A 22,637-nucleotide genomic window follows, 5' to 3' on the forward strand; every position below is an offset into this window, starting at 1 on the left:
ATCCGGGGACACCCCGCAACACAAAACCCCGACCGCGAGGGCGGTCGGGGTCTTTCAGAATCCGTTGTCGATACTCACGAACCCGTGGGCACGGAGTCAGTCGCCTCCGTCCACAGATCCTGCTCGGCGCGATCCGCCTGGATCTGGCGGTACACGAGGAGCCCGCCGATGGCGGCCAGTGCGACCAGGAGAAGCTTCTTCACCGCGCGACCTCGTCTTTCCTTGACGTAGGGGACCTCTGGCGCCCGACTATACACACCGACCGATACCGATCGGTGACCTGTATCGGCAGCCAACTGCCGTCCGGAACAGCGCAGTAGAAGCGGACGTCGACGCTCCGATCGGAGGGTGATCACATCGCCACGGAGGGCGACTTTGGGTCCCTCTATCTACCTTTCAGCCCTCTTGCACCCATCCGAGTGGTGTTGATCGGAAGATCGACGCGTCACGGGCGTCGGTCCACCACTTCGCGACCCACATACACATCATGAGGAAAGTACGCAAATCGCCCAACCCGAAAGTGAGGGGCCATGGCCCGCACCAAGGTCATGAAGCTGTGGACCGCCATCGTCACCGCCTTCCTGGCGCTGTGCACGACGCTCGGACTCATCACCACGGCCGCCGCGGCGGCCGTACCGCAGACCGAGGCGGCGAGCGAGAGCGTCGCGCAGGTGACGACACCGCCGATCCCCTGGGCCTGGTCCCGCTCACTGCCCCCCACCATGAAGCAGCGCATCCACGCCGAGGCACACGGCAAGTCCCCCAGCTGCCGCCACCGCCCGTCGGCGGACACGGTTGAGGACACGGCTCTCGAAGCCGCCTCCCTCTGCGACCCGGCCGAGCCCGTCACCACCCTCCAGCGCTGACCCCCGGCACGCTCTTTCCTCCCCCATCCGGCAAAGGCGAACTTGCGTACAGCACCGCCCGGACCAAGGCCCGGCCGCTCACCGAGCGGCCGGGCCTTTCTCATGGAGCCGGATATGCCAAAGACCCCCGACCACGTTCGGTTGGGGGTCTTCATGCTGGTGGGGCTAACAGGATTTGAACCTGTGGCCTCATCCTTATCAGGGATGCGCTCTAACCAACTGAGCTATAGCCCCGCCGCGCTCTGCGGTGTGTGTCCCGCGCGCTGACCCCTGAAGATTAGCGCACGACGTGGGCAGTCCCAAAATCGATAGTCAGAGGACCGTAGGCCGAGGTTTGAAACGGCGTTCGCAGTTAATGTCACTCGTCTTCGGCCAGCGTCAGCTCGACGCCGCCCACGAAGCCCGCCGACAGGTTGTAGATGAACGCGCCGAGCGTCGCCAGTGCCGTCGCGAGGACGACGTCGATGACCGCGATGATCGACGTGAACATCAGGACGTGGGGGAGTGACAGGAACGACTGGAGGTCGAAGCCGTTCGACTCGTTCGAGCCGGTGGCCTCCGAGATCGTGCCGCCGACCGTCGAGAAGACACCCATCGCGTCCATGACCATCCACAGCACCGCCGAAGCGACGATCGTGCAGAGGCCCAGCGCGATGGAGAGCAGGAAGCTCACCTTCATGACCGACCACGGGTCGGCCTTCGAGACCCGCAGCCGAGCCTTGCGGGTGCGGGGCGTCGTACGTGCGCCCGTGCGGGGCCGACGTACGGCGCCGGCGGGCGCCGCCGCGGGCTCGTAGGCCTGCGGCGGGTGGTAGGGCCCGGCGGGCTGCTGGGGCTGGGGCTGGCGCTCCCCCGGCAGCGGAGAGGGCGACGGCTGCGGCGCCGCCTGTGCGGCGGGCTGGGCCGGCGGCTGGGGCTGGGCGCCCGGAGCGGCCGGGCCCGCTCCAGCCGGGTATTGCTGGGTCTGCGGGCCTCGGGTGTCCGGCACAGTTCCCCCCTGGGGTCCTTGAGTATCAGGCGAGTGCGAGTCGGTCGCGGATGACTTGATCGCTTGCAGATTGGTCGTGTGCGAGTCCGTCACACGCGCCGCGGAGCCAGAGGCGCCGCCGTCCGTGTTCGTACCGGTCGATCCGGCGCCCGTGGCTCCGCTCACGATGACTCACTCCTCGTGCTACTCGGCCGAGGGCGCCTCACCCTCGTCCGTGCCGGTGGTCACGACATCCTCGGCGGTCTCGTCCACGGCCACGTCGCCGTCGACTTCCTCCGCCTCGCGCCCAGCCTCGGCGTTGCGTGCGATACCGACCACGGCATCGCGCTTGCCCAGGTTGATCAGTTGGACGCCCATGGTGTCACGGCCTGTCTCCCTGACCCCGTTGACTCGCGTACGAATCACACCGCCGGACAGCGTGATGGCGAGGATCTCGTCGGTCTCCTCGACCACCAGCGCACCGACGAGCGATCCGCGGTCCTCCACGATCTTGGCGGCCTTGATACCGAGGCCGCCGCGTCCCTGGACGCGGTACTCATCGACAAGGGTCCGCTTCGCGTACCCGCCGTCTGTGGCAGTGAACACGAACGTACCGGGTCGAACAACATTCATCGAGAGCAGCTCGTCGCCCTCGCGGAAACTCATGCCCTTGACACCCGAGGTGGCACGGCCCATGGGACGAAGGGCTTCGTCCGTGGCGGTGAACCTGATCGACTGCGCCTTCCTGCTGATCAGAAGCAGATCGTCCTCGGACGAAACGAGTTCGGCTCCGATCAGTTCGTCATCGGAACCGTCCGCCGTCTCACGGAGGTTGATCGCGATGACGCCGCCGGAACGCGGCGAATCGTAATCCTTCAGAGGCGTCTTCTTGACCAGGCCGCCCTTGGTGGCGAGCACCAGGTACGGCGTCGCGTCGTAGTCGCGGATCGCGAGGATCTCGGCGATCGCCTCGTCCGGCTGGAAGGCGAGCAGGTTCGCCACATGCTGGCCTCGCGCGTCACGGCCGGCGTCGGGGAGCTCGTACGCCTTCGCCCGGTAGACACGGCCCTTGTTGGTGAAGAACAGCAGCCAGTGGTGCGTGGTGGACACGAAGAAGTGGTCGACGATGTCGTCTTCCTTGAGCTTCGCGCCGCGCACACCCTTGCCGCCGCGCTTCTGGGCGCGGTAGTCGTCGGTCTTGGTCCGCTTGACGTAACCGCCGCGGGTGACCGTCACCACGATGTCCTCTTCGGCGATGAGGTCCTCGATGGACATGTCGCCGTCGTAGGGCACCAGCATGGTCTTGCGGTCGTCGCCGAACTTGTCGACGATCGCGGCGAGTTCCTGGCTGACGATGCCACGCTGGCGGACCGGCGAAGCGAGGATCTCGTTGTACTCGTTGATCTTCGCCTGGAGTTCGGCGTGCTCCTGGACGATCTTCTGGCGCTCCAGGGCCGCGAGCCGCCGCAGCTGCATCTCGAGGATGGCGTTGGCCTGGATCTCGTCGATCTCCAGGAGCTGCATCAGGCCCACGCGGGCGATCTCGACGGTGTCACTGCGCCGGATCAGCGCGATGACCTCGTCGATGGCGTCCAGGGCCTTCAGCAGACCGCGCAGGATGTGCGCCCGCTCCTCGGCCTTGCGCAGGCGGAAGCGCGTACGGCGGACGATGACCTCGATCTGGTGCGTCACCCAGTGGCGGATGAACGCGTCGAGCGACAGCGTGCGCGGCACGCCGTCCACCAGCGCCAGCATGTTGGCGCCGAAGTTCGTCTGCAGATCGGTGTGCTTGTAGAGGTTGTTCAGTACGACCTTGGCGACCGCGTCGCGCTTCAGGACGATGACGAGACGCTGGCCCGTACGGGACGAGGTCTCGTCACGGACGTCGGCGATGCCGCCGATCTTGCCGTCCTTCACCCCGTCGGCGATCTTCTGCGCCAGGTTGTCGGGGTTGACCTGGTACGGCAGCTCCGTCACCACCAGGCACTGGCGGCCCTGGATCTCCTCGACCTCGACCACCGCCCGCATGGTGATCGAGCCGCGGCCCGTGCGGTAGGCCTCCTCGATGCCCTTACGGCCCACCGCCAGGGCTCCGGTCGGGAAGTCCGGGCCCTTGATGCGCTCGATCAGGGCGTCCAGGAGCTCCTCGTGCGAGGCCTCCGGGTTCTCCAGGTACCACTGGGCGCCGGACGCGACCTCACGCAGGTTGTGCGGCGGGATGTTGGTCGCCATGCCGACCGCGATACCGGCCGAGCCGTTGATCAGCAGGTTCGGGAACCGGGCCGGCAGGACCGTCGGCTCCTGGTTGCGGCCGTCGTAGTTGTCCGTGAAGTCGACGGTCTCCTCGTCGATGTCACGGACCATCTCCATGGACAGCGGCGCCATCTTGCACTCGGTGTAGCGCATGGCGGCCGCGGGGTCGTTGCCCGGAGAGCCGAAGTTGCCGTTGGAGTCCACCAGCGGCATCCGCATCGACCACGACTGCGCCAGGCGGACCAGCGCGTCGTAGATCGAGGAGTCGCCGTGCGGGTGGTAGGTGCCCATGACGTCACCGACGACGCGGGCGCACTTGTAGAAGCCGCGCTCGGGGCGGTAGCCGCCGTCGTACATCGCGTACAGGACGCGGCGGTGGACGGGCTTGAGTCCGTCGCGGACGTCCGGCAGCGCGCGCGAGACGATGACGGACATCGCGTAGTCGAGATACGAGCGCTGCATCTCCGTCTCGAGCCCGACGGGCTCGACGCGCAGGGTGAAGCCCTCATCTTCCGGAGTGCCTGGAGTGTTCTCGTCGGCCATTGCTGGTGAAGATCCTTCCTGGTGCGGTCAGCTGAGACCGACTCAGATGTCGAGGAAGCGGACGTCCTTGGCGTTGCGCTGGATGAACTGGCGGCGTGCCTCGACGTCCTCGCCCATCAGGACCGAGAACAGGTCGTCGGCCTGGGCGGCGTCGTCGAGGGTGACCTGGCCGAGGACGCGATGCTCCTGGTCCATCGTGGTGATGCGCAGTTCCTCGGCGTTCATCTCGCCGAGACCCTTGAAGCGCTGGACCGAGTCATCGCGGGTGCGCTTGCCGTTCTGCCGGCCGAGTTCGATCAGCGCGTCGCGCTCGCGGTCGGAGTACGCGTACTCGAAGTCGTCCCGGCCCCACTTGATCTTGTAGAGCGGCGGGCGGGAGAGGAACACGTGCCCGGCCTCGACCAGCGGCCGCATGAAGCGGAACAGGAAGGTCAGCAGCAGGGTGTTGATGTGCTGGCCGTCGACGTCGGCGTCCGCCATCAGGATGATCTTGTGATAGCGCAGCCGCTCGATATCGAAGTCCTCGTGGACTCCGGTGCCGAAGGCCGAGATCAGCGCCTGGATCTCCTGGTTCTGAAGGATCTTGTCGATCCGCGCCTTCTCGACGTTGAGGATCTTGCCTCGGATCGGGAGGATCGCCTGGTACTGCGGGTTGCGGCCGGACTTGGCCGAGCCGCCGGCGGAGTCACCCTCGACGATGAAGATCTCGCACTTGATGGGGTCGTTCGACTGGCAGTCGGAGAGCTTGCCCGGCAGCGACGCGGTCTCGAGCAGGCCCTTGCGACGGGTCAGGTCACGCGCCTTACGGGCGGCCACGCGCGCGGTGGCGGCCTGGATGCCCTTGCGGACGATGTCCGCGGCCTCGTTCGGGTTGCGGTCCAGCCAGTCGTTGAGGTGTTCGTAGACCGCCTTCTGGACGAAGGTCTTCGCCTCCGTGTTGCCCAGCTTGGTCTTGGTCTGGCCCTCGAACTGCGGCTCGCTCAGCTTCACCGAGATGATCGCGGTCAGACCCTCGCGGATGTCGTCACCCGTGAGGTTGTCGTCCTTCTCGCGGAGCAGCTTCTTGTCGCGCGCGTACTTGTTGATCAGGTTCGTCAGCGCGGCGCGGAAGCCCTCTTCGTGGGTGCCGCCCTCGTGGGTGTGGATGATGTTGGCGAAGGAGTACACACCCTCGCTGTAGCCGCTGTTCCACTGCATGGCGACTTCGAGGGAGAGGGCCTTGTCCTTGTCCTCGGCCTCGAGGTCGATCACCGTCGGGTGCACCACGTCTCCCTTGCGGGAGTTGAGGTACTTCACGAAGTCGACGATGCCGCCTTCGTAGTGGTACGTGACCGTCTTGACCTCGGCGGTCTCGTCCGCGCCGGCCTCGTCCGCCCCGGAGGTGGCCTTCGCCGACTCGCGCTCATCAGTGAGTTTGATCGTCAAACCCTTGTTGAGGAACGCCATCTCCTGGAAGCGCCGCGACAGCGTTTCGAAAGAGTAGTCGGTGGTCTCGAAGATGTCGCTGTCGGCCCAGAAGGTGACCGCTGTGCCGGTCTCCTCGGTCGCCTCGTGCTGGGCGAGCGGCGCCGTGGGGACACCCAACTTGTAGTCCTGCGTCCAGCGGTGGCCGTCGGTCTTCACCTCGACCGCGACCTTCGCGGACAGCGCGTTCACCACGGAGACGCCCACGCCGTGCAGACCACCGGAGACCGCGTAGCCGCCGCCGCCGAACTTGCCGCCCGCGTGCAGCACGGTCAGCACGACCTCAAGCGCCGGCTTGTTCTCGGAGGCGACGATGCCGACCGGGATGCCACGGCCGTTGTCGACCACGCGCACCCCGCCGTCGGGGAGGATCGTCACCTCGATGGTGTCCGCGTGGCCGGCCAGCGCCTCGTCGACGGAGTTGTCGACCACCTCGTACACGAGGTGGTGAAGTCCGCGCTCACCGGTCGAGCCGATGTACATGCCGGGTCGCTTGCGGACCGCGTCCAGACCCTCGAGGACGGTGATGGCGCTGGCGTCGTACGAGGCGGTGACCTCGCCGTTCGACGAGGTCACCGCGCCGATCTCGCCGGCGTCGGTGGACGGGATGTTCTCGTTGGGGTTGCCGGAATCGGCCACGAAGCGCCCTTTCTGGCACAGCACCAGCACGGCTCGTCGGCGGGTTGCCGGAGCGGCTGCGGCATGTTGCGTTGGTAAGCCTTGATCAGCGTTGCTCAGCTTCTCCCGGGCGGTCCCCACGGATGGGGCGGGATTAGCTTCCAGTCTACCGGTAGCGCCGACAGTGATGGGGGTTTGCCGGTACCTGAGTCCTCATGTGGCGCCCCGAATCGGTCTCTGCCGGGTCCCCATATGCGGAGCGGGGCTCCAAGAGGCTCACGGAGGCACTCAGCGCTTCCGGCTGTCAACCCTTGGCTACTTCGGAGTCAGGTCGGGATTCGCAACCGCGTCTGCTTGTGCTTCGCAGGCGTCGACGCGCGTTGATCGGCACCGCCGACGTGATGTCCGTCACCCATAGGTGTCGCCGGGTCCCGTACTGCCCGGAGCACGCAGAGGGCCATAGCGGCGGGCGGGGCCACTGGGGCCGTTCACCTTGATCATCTTCACGGTGCCGTGGCCGAGGTCCTCGTTGAGACGGGCGACCAGCGTGGGGGCGAGCAGGCGCAGATTCGTCGCCCACGCGGTGGAGTCGCAGCGCACGATCAGCACATGCTCGTCCTCGTCGTACTTCTCCGGCTCGCAGTGCTTGGCCACGTCCTCGCCGACGATCTGCGGCCAGCGGCCCATCACACCGCCCACCGCGGCCGGGGCCTCCCAACCGCGCTCGTTGATCAGGCGGTTGATCGCGGCACCGAGCGCCATGGGGTCGCGTCCATCGGCACGCGCGCCGGAGCGCAGTCCGCCGCGGCGCGCCTGCTTCTTCTGCTGCGCCGCGTCTCCACGCGCGCGTGCCTGTTCCTTCGCGGCGCGCAGCGCCACGCGCGCGAGGTCGACGCCGGACGGCTCGGGTGCCTTCTCCTCAGGTGCTCTCTTGGAGTCGTCGGTCGTCATGCGCGCTCCACCGTCCCGTCCGACACGGTGTACCGCGTCCCCGTCAGTACGTGCGGTACGTCGTCGTCCACCGCGGCCGTCACCAGCACCTGCTCACCCGGCGCGACCAGCTCGGCCAGCCGCTCGCGCCGACGGGTGTCCAGCTCGGCGAACACGTCGTCGAGGATCAGCACCGGCTCGTTCCCCTCGGCCCTGAGCAGGTCGTACGACGCCAGCCGCAGCGCCAGCGCATAGGACCAGGACTCGCCGTGGGAGGCGTATCCCTTGGCGGGCAACTGACCGAGTTTGAGATTCAAATCGTCTCGATGAGGCCCTACGAGGGTGACGCCCCGCTCGATCTCCTGCTTGCGGGCATCGGCGAGCGCGGCCATCAGCTGCGTGTAGAGGTCCTCGCGCGTGTGCGCCTCACCCGGTGCGGACGGCTTGTACTCCAGGGCGACCGGGCCGCCGCCGGGGGCCAGTTGCTCGTACGCCTTGTCGGCCAGCGGCTGGATCGCGGCTACCAGGTCCAGGCGCTGGGCGAGCAACTCGGCGCCTACACGCGCGAGGTGCTGGTCCCAGACGTCGAGGGTGGACAGGTCCATCGAGCGACCGCCGTGCCGTCGGGCCAACGCGGCCGATTTCAGCAGGGTGTTGCGCTGCTTGAGGACCCGTTCGTAGTCCGAGCGCACACCCGCCATACGCGGGGAGCGGGCGGTGATCAGCTCGTCCAGGAAACGGCGCCGCTCCCCGGGGTCGCCCTTGACCAGCGCGAGATCCTCCGGCGCGAACAGCACAGTCCGTACGATGCCCAGCACATCACGGGGTCTGACCTGCGAGGACCTATTGATGCGGGCACGGTTCGACTTGCCGGGGTTCAGCTCGAGCTCGACCAGCTGCTGCCGCTCACCCTGCTTGACCTGCGCCCGGATGACCGCACGGTCGGCGCCCATACGGACGAGGGGGGAGTCAGAGGCGACGCGATGGCTGCCGAGAGTGGCGAGGTAGCCGACCGCTTCGACGAGGTTCGTCTTGCCCTGCCCGTTGGGGCCCACGAAGGCCGTGACACCCGGGTCGAGCGGAACTTCGACCCGGGCGTACGAGCGGAAGTCGGCCAGCGACAGATGCGTGACGTGCATGGTCGTTCGCCGACCTCCCCCAGTGTCCTGTGGTGCTGGTTACTTCTTCTCGACCGCGTGACCGCCGAACTGGTTCCGCAGCGCCGCGATCATCTTCATCTGCGGAGAGTCATCCTGGCGCGAGGCGAACCGCGCGAACAGGGACGCCGTGATCGCGGGCAACGGCACGGCGTTGTCGATGGCGGCTTCCACAGTCCAGCGGCCTTCGCCGGAGTCCTGTGCATAACCGCGCAGCTGCTGAAGGTGCTCGTCCTCGTCGAGGGCGTTCACCGCGAGGTCGAGCAGCCAGGAGCGGATGACCGTCCCCTCCTGCCAGGAACGGAACACCTCCCGGACGTCGGTCACGGAGTCGACCTTCTCCAGGAGCTCCCAGCCCTCGGCATAGGCCTGCATCATCGCGTACTCGATGCCGTTGTGGACCATCTTCGCGAAGTGGCCCGCGCCGACCTTGCCGGCGTGCACCGCGCCGAGATCGCCCTTGGGCTTGAGGGCGTCGAAGACCGGCAGCACCTTGGCGACGTTCTCCGCGTCGCCGCCGTACATCAGCGCGTAGCCGTTCTCCAGGCCCCAGACGCCGCCGGAGACACCGCAGTCGACGAAACCTATGCCTTTGGCGGCCAGCTCCTCGGCGTGCTTCTCGTCGTCCGTCCAGCGCGAGTTGCCGCCGTCCACGACGACATCACCGGGCTCCAGCAGCTCGGCCAGTTCGTCGAGGGTCGACTGGGTGGGGGCACCGGCCGGGACCATCACCCATACGACGCGCGGACCGCTGAGCTTGCCCACAAGCTCTTCCAGGCTGTGGACATCGGCGAGGTCCGGGTTGCGGTCGTATCCGACGACGGTGTGGCCTGCGCGGCGGATCCGCTCGCGCATGTTGCCGCCCATCTTGCCGAGGCCGACGAGACCGAGATCCATCAGTTGTTCCTTAGGTTGCTGTGTGGCGTGTGAGGCACCTTCGTACCCACGTCCGAGCCTAAACCCGGACGCTCACGCACACCTGTGGGCATACGCGCTCATACGTACACCCCGACCTGCGGCTTCGACGGACGGGCGAGCCCGGTTGTCCACTCGGAGCTCACACCCTGTGGACAACCGACCGCGGCGTCGGCCGCTCAGCCACTCAGACGCACAGGCATGATCAGGTACTTGTAGGCCTCGTCCGCCTCGGCGTCCAGCGCCGGCTTGCCACTGAGCAGCGCGGGCTTGGTGGACGTCGTGAACGACAGCTGGGCCACCGGGGAGTCGATGGCGCTGAGGCCGTCCAGCAGGAACGTCGGGTTGAAGGCGATGGACACGTCGTCGCCCTCCAGCTGGGCGTCCACCCGTTCCACAGCCTGTGCGTCGTCGCTGGAACCGGCCTCCAGGATGAGCACACCCTGCTCGAAGCTGAGCCGCACCGGAGTGTTGCGCTCGGCGACCAGGGCCACGCGCTTGACGGCCTCCACGAAGGGGGCGGTCTCGATCACGGCGATGGAGTTGAACTCCGTCGGGAACAGCGAGCGGTACTTCGGGAGGTCGCCCTCCAGCAGACGGGTCGTCGTACGCCGGCCGGCACCCTCGAAGCCGATCAGGCCCTCGCCCGCACCCGAACCGGACAGCGCCAGGATCACGCTGTCGCCGCTGGTGAGCGCCTTGGCGGTGTCCAGGAGCGTCTTGGCAGGCACCAGGGCGACCGCGGACGCCTCGGGGTTCTCCGGCTTCCACAGGAACTCGCGGACCGCGAAGCGGTAGCGGTCGGTGGAGGCCAGGGTGACCCGGTCGCCCTCGATCTCGATACGCACACCGGTGAGGACGGGCAGCGTGTCGTCACGGCCTGCGGCGATGGCGACCTGGGAGGCGGCCGAGGCGAAGACCTCGCCGGGGACGGTGCCGGTCGCCGTCGGCATCTGCGGCAGCGCCGGGTACTCCTCCACAGGCAGTGTGTGGAGTGTGAACCGCGAGGAGCCGCAGACCACCGTCGCCCGTACACCGTCTGTGGAAATCTCCACCGGGCGGTTGGGCAGTGCGCGGCAGATGTCGGCGAGCAGCCGGCCCGATACGAGGACCGTGCCCTCCTCCTCGACCTCGGCGTCCACGGACACCCGCGCGGAGACCTCGTAGTCGAAGCTGGACAGGCTCAGCTGGCCTTCCTCGGCCTTCAGCAGAAGGCCGGCGAGGACAGGCGCCGGCGGACGGGCCGGGAGGCTGCGCGCCGCCCAGGCCACTGCCTCCGCGAGTACGTCGCGTTCCACCCGGATCTTCACTGTTGCCGCCTCCTGCTGTTGCCGGCGCTTCTCGGCCTGCCTGGCTTCGTCGTCTGTCTCGGTGTGTTCGGCCCCTGTGAGGGGAAGGACACCGGGGAACAGTCTGACGCACGGCACTGACAGTAGGTGCCTCTCGGGGTCAAGTCGTGACGAGGGGCAGTCGGACGCCGAAGAGCGAGTTGTGCACAGGACCCCCTTCTAAACGAATTCCTAGCTCTCTCTAGTTGGGAGTAGTAGTAGGGCCTGTGGATACGGTGGATAACCCTGTTTTCCCAGGTCAGCAGGGAGATTTTGTCCACGGGCCCTGTGGGCGACGACGGTGGACAACTAGGCGAATCTGTGGAGAACGGAAAGTTCTGCACACCCCGTGCACAGCCTGAGGTGACTTCTCCCCAGGGCCGTCCCCAGCTTTACCCACCTTTCCCACAGCCCAACCCGGCACCTTGATGTGACGGCTTTCACTCGACCCGGTGAGTAGGCGCGTCGCGTTGCCGAACAGTGGACAGCGGTGTGGAGAACCTGGCAATCACTGGGGACAACCTGCCCCAGCCTGTGGGTTGCCGGTGGACAACTTCGTGCACACCCTGTGGATCCTCTCGCTGTCCACAGTCTGTGGAGATCGTTCGTCCACGAATCCACAGGCACCTGACCTGGCTTGATGCTCTGTCAACAGAGTGGGCTGTGGACAGGATCTGGACAACTTCCCAGTCCCCAGGGTGTGGACGGCAGAAAGTCACCGAATCTGTGGAGAGTGGCCGTAACGCGGCCCGTATTCGAACACCGGGTTGCCGCGGCACGAAGAAGGGCGCCCTCCGGATCTCCTCCGGAGGGCGCCCTCGTCGTCGTAACTCTGTGGCTGTCAGCCGTTCTTGATGCGGTTCGTCAGCTCGGTCACCTGGTTGTAGATGGAGCGTCGCTCGGCCATCAGATTGCGGATCTTGCGGTCGGCGTGCATCACCGTCGTATGGTCGCGGCCGCCGAACAGCGCGCCGATCTTCGGCAGCGACAGGTCCGTGAGCTCGCGGCACAGGTACATGGCGATCTGGCGTGCCGTGACGAGCTGGCGGCCGCGAGAGCTGCCGCACAGGTCCTCGACCGTGAGGCCGAAGTAGTCGGCGGTCGCGCTCATGATGGCCGTCGAGGTGATCTCCGGCGTCGAGTCGTCGCCACCCGGGATGAGGTCCTTGAGGACGATCTCCGTCAGGCCCAGGTCCACCGGCTGCCGGTTGAGCGACGCGAACGCCGTCACCCGGATCAGCGCGCCCTCCAGCTCGCGGATGTTGCGCGAGATCCGGGAGGCGATGAACTCCAGTACTTCGGGCGGGGCGTTGAGCTGCTCCTGCACCGCCTTCTTACGAAGGATGGCGATACGGGTCTCCAGCTCGGGCGGCTGGACGTCGGTGATCAGACCCCACTCGAAACGGTTCCGCAGCCGGTCCTCCAGCGTGACCAGCTGCTTCGGCGGCCGGTCGCTGGAGAGCACGATCTGCTTGTTGGCGTTGTGGAGGGTGTTGAAGGTGTGGAAGAACTCCTCCTGCGTCGACTCCTTGTCCGCCAGGAACTGGATGTCGTCGACGAGCAGGATGTCCATCTCCCGGTACCGCTTGCGGAAGCTGTCGCCCTTGCCGTCGCGGATGGAGTTGATGAACTCGTTGGTGAACTCCTCCGAGCTCACGTAGCGCACGCGCGTGCCCGGGTAGAGGCTCCGCGCGTAGTGCCCGATCGCGTGCAGCAGGTGCGTCTTGCCGAGCCCGGACTCCCCATAGATGAAGAGGGGGTTGTACGCCTTCGCCGGTGCTTCGGCGACGGCCACCGCGGCCGCGTGTGCGAAGCGGTTGGAGGCGCCGATGACGAACGTGTCGAAGAGGTACTTCGGATTCAGGCGCGCGGTCGGTTCGCCGGGACCGGTCGCCGGCGCGGGCTGCGCGGCCAGCGGACCGGGAGCGCCGGTGGTGGGAAGGGTGGGGCCTACCGGTCCGCCGCGATGCACATGACCGGAGGCGGACGGCGGCTCGGGCCGTTCCCGGCGGGGGTCACGCTGGTTGTATTCGGAGCGGGACTGCTCGTACTCGGAGCGCTGTGTGTCGTAGGACGGGCGCTCCATTGACTGCGGACGGTAGTCCTGGGACGGCGGGGGGTACGAGTCCTGGGATCCGTACGAGTCCTGAGAGCCGTAGGAATCCTGGGATCCGTACGAGTCCTGCGACGGTGACGCGTACGGGTCGCGTTCCGGGAAGCCGAGCCGCTGCTGCTGCCAGCCGTAGTCGTCCTGGGAGCCGCGCGGCCAGGCGCCGGGCTCGGGGCGCTGGTATTCCGAGGGGTACGCGGGACGGGCTGTCGGGAGCTGATCCGCGCGGGGCGGGGGCAGTTGGTCGCTCGGGGTGCCGGGGCGGTCGTCGGCGCGGTGGCGGCCGTAGCCCTCGTATTGGGAGGGGGGTTCCGGCTCGTCGTACCGAGGGCGCGTGGGTGGTGCCGGCGGGGTCGGGGGCTCGCCGGCGGAGTCGTCGACGGTGATCGCGATGCGGATCGGGCGGCCGCACTCGCGGCTCAGTGTCTCGCTGACGATGGGCGCGAGACGGCCTTCCAGTACGCCCTTCGCGAATTCGTTCGGTACGGCGAGCAGGGCGGTGTCCGCGACCAGTGCGAGCGGCTGGCAGCGGCGGATCCAGCGCTCGTCCTTCGCCTCGACTCCCTGTCCGCGGCCCTCGCCGAGGAGCTGCTCGAGTACTCGTGGCCACACTGCGGCAAGATCGGCAGGCACATCAGCCACAGGGCACGCTCTCTCGTGGGTCCCACGAACGTGTGGTTGTGGGACGGCTTGGGATTCAAATCGGGTGGGACGGGCGAATGGGAGTCCAGCCACGGTAGTCAGGGCGACGGGTGCGGTTCAAGTTGTTGTCCCCAGGCTGTGGATAGTGTCTCCTGAGGGCTGTTGGTTTGACCGGATGGCGTAGCCCCGCGTACCGTGACCAGGTCGAGTTGTCGATGGCTGCTGCCGCCTGCCTCCGATGGGCACAGATCGCGTCAAGGTGATCGGGAAGCGGTGCACTCGGGCGTTAACGCGAGCTACTCGTGGGCGCACGGTGACAGCCAGGACGGCACCCGCCACTACCGATTGATTTCTGGAGCCCCCGAGTGAGCAAGCGCACCTTCCAGCCGAACAACCGTCGTCGCGCGAAGACCCACGGCTTCCGCCTGCGGATGCGTACCCGTGCCGGTCGCGCGATTCTCGCCAACCGCCGTAGCAAGGGTCGCGCCAGCCTGTCCGCCTGATTCTGATCAGGTCATGACGTCGTGCTGCCTACCGAGCATCGGCTGAGGCGGCGCGAAGACTTCGCGACCGCTGTACGGCGAGGACGCAGGGCCGGCCGCCCGACTCTTGTCGTCCACCTTCGTAGCGGTGCCACGGACCCGCACGCGCCTGGGGAGAGCGCTCCCCCGACGCGTGCGGGTTTCGTCGTGAGCAAGGCGGTGGGCGGTGCGGTCGTACGGAACAAGGTGAAGCGCAGACTCCGGCATCTGATGCGGGAGCGAGTCGCCCTGTTGCCCCCCGGTAGCCTGGTAGTCGTACGAGCGTTGCCCGGCGCGGGCGACGCCGACCATGGACAACTGGCCCAAGACCTGGATGCCGCTCTGGAGCGGCTGCTGGGAGGGGGCGCACGATGAAGTACCCGCTACTGGCTCTGATCAAGCTCTATCAGTGGACGATCAGTCCGCTGCTCGGGCCGGTCTGCAAGTACTACCCGTCGTGCTCCCACTACGGCTATACGGCCATCGACCGGCACGGTGCCATCAAGGGAACGGCACTCACCGCCTGGCGCATCCTGCGGTGCAATCCGTGGTCGCTCGGTGGTGTGGACCATGTCCCGCCGCGCAAGCGCCCGCGGTGGCACGAAATGCTGCGTGACGCCTGGCGTGCACGCAAGGGCGGGCACTCCGCCGCCGAAACGGCCACAGAGGGACAGAGTCCTTCGAGCCCGGCCGCAGAGACCCCGTCCCATGCCCAAGGAGCATGATTAGTGGACACGATTGCCAGCCTCTTCAGCTTCATCACGACACCTGTCTCCTGGGTCATCGTCCAGTTCCACTCGGTGTACGGCGCCCTCTTCGGCGACGACACCGGGTGGGCCTGGGGCCTGTCCATCGTGTCCCTGGTGATTCTGATCCGTATCTGCTTGATCCCGCTCTTCGTGAAGCAGATCAAGTCGACCCGGGCGATGCAGACGCTTCAGCCCGAGATGAAGAAGATCCAGGAGCGCTACAAGAACGACAAACAGCGTCAGTCCGAAGAGATGATGAAGCTGTACAAGGAGACGGGCACCAACCCGCTCTCCTCGTGCCTTCCCATCCTGGCGCAGTCGCCGTTCTTCTTCGCCCTGTACCACGTGCTCAACAGCATCGCGACGAACGACACGATCGGCGTGATCAACAAGGGTCTGCTGGAGAGCGCGCAGAAGGCGCATATCTTCGGTGCCCCCCTCGCCTCGAAGTTCACCGACAGCTCGTCGAAGGTGGAGGCGCTCGGCGCCACGCTGACCGACGTCCGGATCGTCACCGCGATCATGATCGTCATGATGTCTGCGTCGCAGTTCTACACGCAGCGCCAGTTGATGACGAAGAACGTCGACACCACGGTGAAGACGCCCTTCATGCAGCAGCAGAAGATGCTGATGTACATCTTCCCGGTCATGTTCGCCGTCTTCGGCATCAACTTCCCGGTCGGTGTCCTCGTCTACTGGCTGACCACCAACGTGTGGACCATGGGCCAGCAGATGTACGTCATCCGCAACAACCCGACCCCGGGTTCCAAGGCCCAGGCCGCGTACCTGGAGCGCCTGACCAAGCACGTCACGCACCAGGGCAAGGCTCGTCGGCGCAGTGAGCGCAACATCGTCAAGGCCATCGTCGCCAAGGGCCGTGACCGCAACGAGTACGAGCGCAAGTTCATCAACGGCCTGAGCAAGGCCGGCCTCGTGGCGCAGGCGGACGGTTTCGTCGTGAAGGGCGAGGCCGCGACCGCTGTCGAGACCGAGGACGGTGCGCCGACGACCGGCACCCCCAAGCGCCAGCAGCCCAAGCGGCAGAGCAAGGCTCAGCGGCAGTCCGGCAGCCCCAAGGCGGCCGGTGAGTCCTCCGAGCCGAAGACGTCGCTGAGCAAGTCCGACGAGCCCGAGGACGCCAAGCCTGCCGCAAAGAAGACCGAGCAGAAGCCCGGCTCCGGTAGTTCCGGTGGCCGCAGCAAGGCTCAGTCCGGGCAGCGCAAGGGCCCGCAGCGGCCCAAGTCCCCGTCCAAGAAGTAAGAAGGAGTCCATCCCGTGACGGAAGGCACCACCTCCGCTGCTGCCGAGGGTGCAGACACAGACACCCTGTCCCGCCTGGAGCAGGAGGGCGAGATCGCTGCGGACTACCTCGAGGGTCTGCTGGACATCGCCGATCTCGATGGCGACATCGACATGGATGTCGAGGCGGACCGCGCCGCTGTGTCGATCATCAGCGACTCGAGCGGCCGTGACCTGCAGAAGTTGGTCGGCCGTGACGGTGAGGTACTGGAGGCGCTCCAGGAGCTCACGCGCCTGGCCGTGCACCGGGAGACCGGGGATCGCAGCCGTCTGATGCTGGACATCGCCGGCTACCGGGCCAAGAAGCGCACGGAGCTTTCCGAGCTGGGCGCGAAGGCCGCCGCCGAGGTCAGGAGCAGCGGTGAGCCCGTAAAGCTGAATCCGATGACTCCATTCGAGCGCAAGGTCGTGCACGACGCGGTCAAGTCCGCGGGTCTGCGCAGTGAGTCCGAGGGCGAGGAGCCGCAGCGCTTCGTCGTTGTACTTCCTGCCTGATCGGTCCTTACGGTCCTCCGGCCCCGTCTGCCCGGCAGGCGGGGCCGAACTTTGTCAGCCTGATAGTTCTGGTGGTTCTCGTGGTCGGCGCTCGGTACGCCGATGCGGTACGGAAGGACGGTCCCCCGTGACGGAGGCAGCGGAGCTTCCCCCCGCGCCCGAGCAGGCGCGTGAGGTGTTCGGCGATCGCTTCGCGGATGCGGTGCGCTATGCCGAGCTGCTCGCTGAGGCGGGCGTTCAGCGCGGTCTGATCGGCCCGCGTGAGGTGCCCCGCCTGTGGGAGCGGCACCTGCTGAACTGTGCGGTGCTCTCCGAGGTCGTGCCCGAGGGGGTGACTGTGTGCGACGTCGGCTCGGGTGCCGGCCTGCCCGGCATTCCTCTGGCACTGGTTCGGGAGGACCTGAAGATCACGCTGTTGGAGCCGCTGCTTCGGCGTACCACCTTCCTGACCGAGGTCGTCGAGCTTCTGGACCTCGACCATGTGACCGTCGTGCGCGGGCGCGCCGAAGAGGTCATGGGGAAGGTCACCCCCGTGCATGTCGTGACCGCACGTGCCGTGGCTCCGCTGGACCGACTGGCCGCCTGGGGTATCCCGCTACTGCGCCCGTACGGCGAGATGCTCGCCCTCAAGGGCGATACCGCTGAGGAGGAGCTCAAGGCGGCCACTACGGCGCTGAGCAAGCTTGGTGCGGTGGAGACGTCCATCATCCATGTGGGCGAAGGAGTGGTGGATCCGCTGTCCACGGTCGTACGGGTTGAGGTGGGCGAGAGTCCGGGCGGTGTGCGCTTCGCGGCGAAGCGTGCGAAGGCGGCCAGGACTGGACGTGCGCGGCGGCGCCGCTGATCCGTCCTGATGACGAGACGTACTCCACACAAGCCGCCAAACCTACCCATGCCGGAGTGTCGCGACAGTTCGGCCGCACCTGGTGTGCATCGTGTTTCACGTGAAACGTCGCTCACTGCTCCACGGCATCATCAGCCGCGGTCGCGCGGCCGAACCCCGCGATCGGAAGCCTCTCGGGTCACTCCGAGAGGTAACGGAGTTGTCCACAGAGGTGGATTTCTCCACAGAACAACAGGCCTCACTGGTTCACGACCCCGAAGGCATGGGAGGCTCTGTTCATTGCGAGCCTGAAGTCGAGGAGAGTGAATCCTTGCGGTCCGACGCCAACATCGCGGGACCGATGACCGATCCGGTCCCCGGTCCCCGTACCGAATCGATGGGGGACGATGTTTCACGTGAAACACCGCCCCCGATGGACGACACTCCCATCGGTCGTGCTGCCCAACTGGCGGTGGAGGCCCTGGGCCGCGCCGGCGAGGGTCTGCCACGGCCGGAGCAGACCCGGGTCATGGTGGTCGCCAACCAGAAGGGAGGCGTGGGCAAGACAACGACGACCGTCAATCTTGCCGCTTCGCTGGCCCTTCATGGCGGCCGTGTCCTGGTGATCGACCTCGACCCACAGGGCAATGCGTCCACCGCCCTGGGAATCGACCATCACGCCGAAGTCCCATCCATCTATGACGTATTGGTCGAGAGCAGGCCGCTTTCGGAGGTCGTTCAGCCGGTCCCTGATGTCGAGGGGCTCTTCTGCGCGCCCGCCACGATCGACCTCGCTGGTGCCGAGATCGAGCTGGTGTCCCTGGTGGCCCGTGAGAGCCGGCTCCAGCGGGCCATCCAGGCCTACGAGCAGCCGCTGGACTACGTCCTCATCGACTGCCCGCCCTCGCTCGGCCTCTTGACGGTCAACGCGCTGGTGGCCGGGGCGGAGGTCCTCATCCCCATCCAGTGCGAGTACTACGCGCTGGAAGGCTTGGGCCAACTCCTGCGCAATGTCGACCTGGTGCGGGGGCACCTCAACCCCGCCCTGCATGTATCGACGATCCTGCTCACCATGTACGACGGCCGGACGCGCCTTGCGTCCCAGGTCGCGGACGAGGTGCGCAACCACTTCGGTGACGAGGTGCTACGAACGAGCATCCCTCGCTCGGTCCGTATCTCCGAGGCACCGAGCTACGGGCAGACGGTACTGACCTACGATCCCGGATCGAGCGGTGCCCTGTCCTATCTTGAGGCGGCACGAGAAATCGCGCTGAAGGGCGTCGGCGTCAACTACGAAGCGACGAACGCCCATATCGGTGCCCAGAGTGACCCGAGCATGGTGGAGGGGATCCAGTGAGCGAGCGACGGAGGGGGTTGGGCCGTGGTCTCGGCGCACTGATCCCTGCTGCCCCGACGGAAAAGGCGGTGCCTCCAGCTGTGGGGGGCGCTGCCACGTCACCCGCGGCGGTACCGGTGCTGACTACCGACCGCGGAGTGGCCGCGGCGAAGGTGGCAATGCTGCCGCCTGTTTCACATGAAACCGAGGAGCCGTCGGTCAATGGTGTGGCGGAGACGCCGGCGCCGCCGATTGGCGCCCACTTCGCTGAGATTCCCCTCGACGCCATCACGCCGAACCCGCGTCAGCCGCGTGAGGTCTTCGACGAGGATGCGCTGCAGGAGCTCGTCACCTCCATCCAGGAGGTCGGTCTCCTCCAGCCCGTCGTCGTACGGCAGGTCGGCCCCGCCCGCTACGAGCTCATCATGGGCGAGCGGCGCTGGCGGGCCTGCCGTGAGGCGGGGCTCGAGGCGATCCCGGCGATCGTGCGAGCCACGGACGACGAGAAGCTTCTCCTGGACGCCCTTCTGGAGAACCTGCACCGTGCTCAGCTGAACCCGATCGAAGAGGCGGCTGCCTACGATCAGCTGCTCAAGGACTTCAACTGCACGCACGATCAGCTGGCGGACCGCATCGGCCGGTCCCGTCCGCAGGTGTCCAACACCCTGCGTCTGTTGAAGCTCACGCCGAAGGTTCAGAACCGGGTGGCTGCCGGGGTGCTCTCCGCCGGGCATGCGCGGGCGCTTCTCTCCGTCGATGATCCGGAGGAACAGGAGCGGCTGGCCTACCGGGTCGTGGCGGAGGGGCTCTCGGTCAGGTCCGTCGAGGAGATCGTGACCTTGATGGGCTCCCGCCCGCAGAAGGCCCAGCGTGCCAAGGGGCCGCGGGCCGGTGCCCGGGTTTCCCCGGCGCTGACCGACCTCGCAGGCCGTCTCTCGGACCGCTTCGAGACGCGGGTGAAGGTCGACCTCGGCCAGAAGAAGGGCAAGATCACGGTCGAGTTCGCGTCGATAGAGGATCTTGAGCGCATCCTCGGCTCCATTGCTCCCGGCGAAGGACCCGTTCTCCAGAAGAGTCTTCTGGACGACGACGCGGAGGACACCGAGGACTGAGTGTTCGGCCGATGGGACGGGAGTTCCGCCCGCGTCGGCCGACAGAGCGGGCCGTGTCCGGTGTGTACCGGAACACGGCCTGCTCTTTGCTTTTTGGCAGTATCGATGGAATCGCATCGTGGATACGATGCGTTCGGGTATGGCGCATCCACCCGGCAGCACCTCTCAGGGGAGGCAGAGGCCATGCGAACGGTGAGCCGCACCGGACTGGTGAGCGCGGGCTTGGGGCTGGGCGCGGTCGGCGGATTCGTCGGCAGCCTGCTCCGGGAGCGAAGCGCACTGACGGCCGCCCGCGACGCGGCGGGAGAAGGAAGCGAGGAACAGCCTTCATGGGGCGCCGGCTCGTACCGCTCACGCTGGACAACCTTCAGGACCTTCCCAAGCGCTGTCGCACGTGTGTCTTCTGGGAGCTGGACCCAGTCAGCGGCGAAGCAGCGGTAAAGGCGGGCACCCCGGCCCTGGAGAAGGAGGCCTGGATCTCCGCAGTCCTGCTGGACTGGGGGTCCTGCGGCCGTGTCGTGTACGTCGACGACGTGCCCGTGGGCTTTGTGCTCTACGCTCCCCCCGCATACGTCCCTCGCGCGACAGCATTTCCCACGAGCCCTGTCTCACCCGACGCCGTGCAGTTGATGACCGCGTTCATCATGCCGGGCTACCAGGGGCAGGGGCTGGGCCGAGTGATGGTTCAGACGGTCGCCAAGGATCTGCTGCGTCGGGGCTTCAGGGCGATCGAAGCCTTCGGGGACGCTCGTTGGTCGGAGCCTGCCTGCGTTCTGCCCGCCGATCATCTGACGGCCGTGGGCTTCAAGACGGTTCGGCCCCACCCCACATATCCGCGTCTGCGTCTGGAACTGCGGACGACCCTCTCCTGGAAGGAAGACGTGGAGATGGCATTGGACCGGCTACTGGGGGCGGTGCAGAAGGAGCCGGTGCTGCGGCCGCTGTAGAGGCGTTTCACGTGAAACACGAATGGGCCGAACCCCGGAAGGGTTGGCCCATTCGTGTTTCACGTGAAACATCGACTACTCGGCGATGAAGTCCTCAAGGTCGCGGACGATCGCGGCCTTCGGCTTCGCGCCGACGATGGTCTTGGCGACCTCGCCGTTGTGGTAGACGTTCAGCGTCGGGATGGACATGACGCCGTACTTGGCGGCCGTACCCGGGTTCTCGTCGATGTTCAGCTTGACGATCTCGATCTTGTCGCCGTACTCGGCGGCGATCGCCTCGAGGGACGGCGCGATCTGGCGGCACGGACCGCACCAGGCGGCCCAGAAGTCCACCAGAACGGGCTTGTCGCTCTTGAGGACGTCCTGCTCGAAAGAGTCGTCGGTTACGTGCTTGAGGGTGCCGGCCACGGCGGGCTCCTTAACTGGTTGGTGCGTGGGGCGGATGGGGGTCAGACAGAGGTCTTCTCGGGCTCGGCCTTCTCCTCGTCCGCGAGGGCGGAGAGGTAGCGCTCGGCGTCGAGAGCGGCGGAGCAGCCCGTGCCCGCCGCGGTGATCGCCTGGCGGTAGGTGTGGTCCACCACGTCACCGGCGCCGAAGACACCAGTCAGGTTGGTGCGCGTCGACGGAGCGCCTACCTTCAGGTAGCCCTCCTCGTCCAGGTCGAGCTGGCCCTTGAAGAGCTCGGTGCGCGGGTCGTGGCCGATCGCGATGAACAGGCCGGTCACCGGCAGGTCCGAGAGCTCGCCCGTCTTGACGTTGCGCAGCTTCAGGCCCGACAGCTTCTGGTCGCCCTGAACCTCGGCGATCTCGCTGTCCCAGACGAACTTGATCTTCGGGTCGGCAAAGGCGCGCTCCTGCATCGCCTTGGAGGCACGCAGGGTGTCGCGGCGGTGGACGACGGTCACGGACTTGGCGAAGCGGGAGAGGAACGTGGCCTCTTCCATCGCGGTGTCGCCGCCGCCGATCACGGCGATGTCCTGGTCCTTGAAGAAGAAGCCGTCGCAGGTGGCACACCAGGAGACACCGCGCCCGGAGAGCGCGTCCTCGTTCGGCAGGCCCAGCTTGCGGTGCTGCGAGCCGGTGGCGACGATCACGGCCTTCGCCTGGTGGACCGTGCCCGCGGTGTCCGTCACGGTCTTGATCTCACCGGCCAGGTCGACAGCCACCACATCGTCCGGGACAAGCTCGGCACCGAAGCGCTCGGCCTGGGCGCGCATGTTGTCCATGAGCTCGGGACCCATGATGCCGTCCTGGAAGCCCGGGAAGTTCTCCACGTCGGTGGTGTTCATCAGGGCGCCACCCGCGGTGACGGCGCCCTCGAACACCAGCGGCTTCAGCGACGCGCGTGCGGTGTACAGCGCCGCCGTGTAGCCGGCGGGCCCTGAGCCGATGATGATCACGTTACGGACGTCGCTCACGACTTGATTCCTCGTCTCTGGACTGCGTCAGTACGGCCGGTGGAGCCCTCGCGGAACTCTCACCCCACCCAACGGATCCTAAGGGGCGTGCATTCCCGGTGTGTCCGGGCACACGAAGAGGGAAACACCGTACGGGATACCACG

21 protein-coding genes and 1 tRNA gene are annotated in these 22,637 nt (G+C 66.9%); 10 read left to right on the forward strand and 12 right to left on the reverse strand.

Translation table 11 applies throughout. The features are described from left to right. Positions 1 to 74 precede the first annotated feature (74 nt). Positions 75 to 203, reverse strand: a complete 129-nt coding sequence (locus tag KCH87_RS09175; protein WP_003999697.1) for a DLW-39 family protein — start codon at positions 201 to 203, stop codon at positions 75 to 77. Between the two features lie 327 nt (positions 204 to 530). Between KCH87_RS09175 and KCH87_RS09180 the strand changes: the two genes are divergently transcribed. After that, positions 531 to 866 carry a DUF6344 domain-containing protein gene (locus tag KCH87_RS09180; RefSeq protein ID WP_210585424.1) on the forward strand — a complete coding sequence of 112 codons (336 nt, stop codon included), beginning with the start codon at positions 531 to 533 and terminating at the stop codon, positions 864 to 866. Between the two features lie 157 nt (positions 867 to 1,023). Here KCH87_RS09180 and KCH87_RS09185 read toward each other — a convergent pair. The 9 genes from KCH87_RS09185 to dnaA form a co-directional block, all read right to left on the reverse strand. After that, positions 1,024 to 1,100: transfer RNA gene (locus KCH87_RS09185), tRNA-Ile, on the reverse strand. Between the two features lie 124 nt (positions 1,101 to 1,224). Beyond that, on the reverse strand, positions 1,225 to 2,019 hold the full coding sequence (locus KCH87_RS09190) for a DUF3566 domain-containing protein (protein ID WP_210585425.1): 795 nt from the start codon (positions 2,017 to 2,019) through the stop codon (positions 1,225 to 1,227). Between the two features lie 18 nt (positions 2,020 to 2,037). Then, positions 2,038 to 4,629 carry a DNA gyrase subunit A gene (gene gyrA, locus KCH87_RS09195; protein ID WP_210585426.1) on the reverse strand — a complete coding sequence of 864 codons (2,592 nt, stop codon included), beginning with the start codon at positions 4,627 to 4,629 and terminating at the stop codon, positions 2,038 to 2,040. Between the two features lie 42 nt (positions 4,630 to 4,671). Further along, positions 4,672 to 6,756: a DNA topoisomerase (ATP-hydrolyzing) subunit B gene (gene gyrB / locus KCH87_RS09200; RefSeq protein WP_210585427.1), complete on the reverse strand. Its 2,085-nt coding sequence runs from the start codon at positions 6,754 to 6,756 to the stop codon at positions 4,672 to 4,674. A 363-nt stretch (positions 6,757 to 7,119) separates the two neighbouring features. Further along, positions 7,120 to 7,662 (reverse strand): DUF721 domain-containing protein, encoded by a 543-nt coding sequence (locus KCH87_RS09205; protein WP_210585428.1) that lies wholly within the window; start codon positions 7,660 to 7,662, stop codon positions 7,120 to 7,122. Then, complete coding sequence (gene recF / locus KCH87_RS09210; protein WP_210585429.1) at positions 7,659 to 8,780, reverse strand: DNA replication/repair protein RecF; 1,122 nt, start codon at positions 8,778 to 8,780, stop codon at positions 7,659 to 7,661. The genes KCH87_RS09205 and recF overlap by 4 nt, the downstream gene beginning before the upstream one ends. A gap of 39 nt (positions 8,781 to 8,819) precedes the next feature. Then, entirely contained in the window at positions 8,820 to 9,695 is an 876-nt protein-coding gene (gene gnd / locus KCH87_RS09215) for a phosphogluconate dehydrogenase (NAD(+)-dependent, decarboxylating) (RefSeq protein ID WP_210585430.1), read from the reverse strand. A 197-nt stretch (positions 9,696 to 9,892) separates the two neighbouring features. Beyond that, positions 9,893 to 11,023 (reverse strand): DNA polymerase III subunit beta, encoded by a 1,131-nt coding sequence (dnaN, locus tag KCH87_RS09220; RefSeq protein ID WP_210585431.1) that lies wholly within the window; start codon positions 11,021 to 11,023, stop codon positions 9,893 to 9,895. A gap of 859 nt (positions 11,024 to 11,882) precedes the next feature. After that, entirely contained in the window at positions 11,883 to 13,793 is a 1,911-nt protein-coding gene (dnaA, locus tag KCH87_RS09225) for a chromosomal replication initiator protein DnaA (RefSeq protein ID WP_210585432.1), read from the reverse strand. Positions 13,794 to 14,158: 365 nt separating this feature from the next. Between dnaA and rpmH the strand changes: the two genes are divergently transcribed. The 9 genes from rpmH to KCH87_RS09270 all read left to right on the forward strand — a co-directional run bounded on the left by rpmH (position 14,159) and on the right by KCH87_RS09270 (position 21,075). After that, positions 14,159 to 14,296, forward strand: a complete 138-nt coding sequence (gene rpmH / locus KCH87_RS09230; RefSeq protein ID WP_005482975.1) for a 50S ribosomal protein L34 — start codon at positions 14,159 to 14,161, stop codon at positions 14,294 to 14,296. Positions 14,297 to 14,317: 21 nt separating this feature from the next. Then, positions 14,318 to 14,689: a ribonuclease P protein component gene (gene rnpA, locus KCH87_RS09235; protein ID WP_210585433.1), complete on the forward strand. Its 372-nt coding sequence runs from the start codon at positions 14,318 to 14,320 to the stop codon at positions 14,687 to 14,689. Beyond that, positions 14,686 to 15,039 (forward strand): membrane protein insertion efficiency factor YidD, encoded by a 354-nt coding sequence (gene yidD, locus KCH87_RS09240; protein WP_210585434.1) that lies wholly within the window; start codon positions 14,686 to 14,688, stop codon positions 15,037 to 15,039. Before rnpA ends, yidD begins: the two co-directional genes overlap by 4 nt. Before the next feature lie 3 nt (positions 15,040 to 15,042). Next, complete coding sequence (gene yidC / locus KCH87_RS09245; protein WP_210585435.1) at positions 15,043 to 16,323, forward strand: membrane protein insertase YidC; 1,281 nt, start codon at positions 15,043 to 15,045, stop codon at positions 16,321 to 16,323. Positions 16,324 to 16,338: 15 nt separating this feature from the next. After that, on the forward strand, positions 16,339 to 16,857 hold the full coding sequence (locus tag KCH87_RS09250; protein WP_210585436.1) for a R3H domain-containing nucleic acid-binding protein: 519 nt from the start codon (positions 16,339 to 16,341) through the stop codon (positions 16,855 to 16,857). Positions 16,858 to 16,984: 127 nt separating this feature from the next. After that, positions 16,985 to 17,701, forward strand: a complete 717-nt coding sequence (gene rsmG / locus KCH87_RS09255; protein ID WP_210585437.1) for a 16S rRNA (guanine(527)-N(7))-methyltransferase RsmG — start codon at positions 16,985 to 16,987, stop codon at positions 17,699 to 17,701. A gap of 262 nt (positions 17,702 to 17,963) precedes the next feature. Next, positions 17,964 to 19,037 (forward strand): ParA family protein, encoded by a 1,074-nt coding sequence (locus tag KCH87_RS09260; RefSeq protein WP_210585487.1) that lies wholly within the window; start codon positions 17,964 to 17,966, stop codon positions 19,035 to 19,037. Further along, positions 19,034 to 20,128 (forward strand): ParB/RepB/Spo0J family partition protein, encoded by a 1,095-nt coding sequence (locus KCH87_RS09265; protein WP_210585438.1) that lies wholly within the window; start codon positions 19,034 to 19,036, stop codon positions 20,126 to 20,128. The genes KCH87_RS09260 and KCH87_RS09265 overlap by 4 nt, the downstream gene beginning before the upstream one ends. A 329-nt stretch (positions 20,129 to 20,457) precedes the next feature. After that, complete coding sequence (locus tag KCH87_RS09270; protein WP_210585439.1) at positions 20,458 to 21,075, forward strand: GNAT family N-acetyltransferase; 618 nt, start codon at positions 20,458 to 20,460, stop codon at positions 21,073 to 21,075. Positions 21,076 to 21,150: 75 nt separating this feature from the next. On the opposite strand, the gene trxA is transcribed toward KCH87_RS09270, so the two are convergent. Together trxA and trxB are read right to left on the reverse strand one after the other, a co-directional pair. Beyond that, positions 21,151 to 21,483 (reverse strand): thioredoxin, encoded by a 333-nt coding sequence (gene trxA / locus KCH87_RS09275; RefSeq protein ID WP_210585440.1) that lies wholly within the window; start codon positions 21,481 to 21,483, stop codon positions 21,151 to 21,153. A gap of 41 nt (positions 21,484 to 21,524) precedes the next feature. After that, complete coding sequence (gene trxB, locus KCH87_RS09280; RefSeq protein ID WP_210585441.1) at positions 21,525 to 22,493, reverse strand: thioredoxin-disulfide reductase; 969 nt, start codon at positions 22,491 to 22,493, stop codon at positions 21,525 to 21,527. Between the last annotated feature and the right edge of the window lie 144 nt (positions 22,494 to 22,637).

The organism is Streptomyces sp. GESEQ-35 (genome assembly GCF_017948485.1).
Taxonomy (GTDB): Bacteria; Actinomycetota; Actinomycetes; order Streptomycetales; family Streptomycetaceae; genus Streptomyces.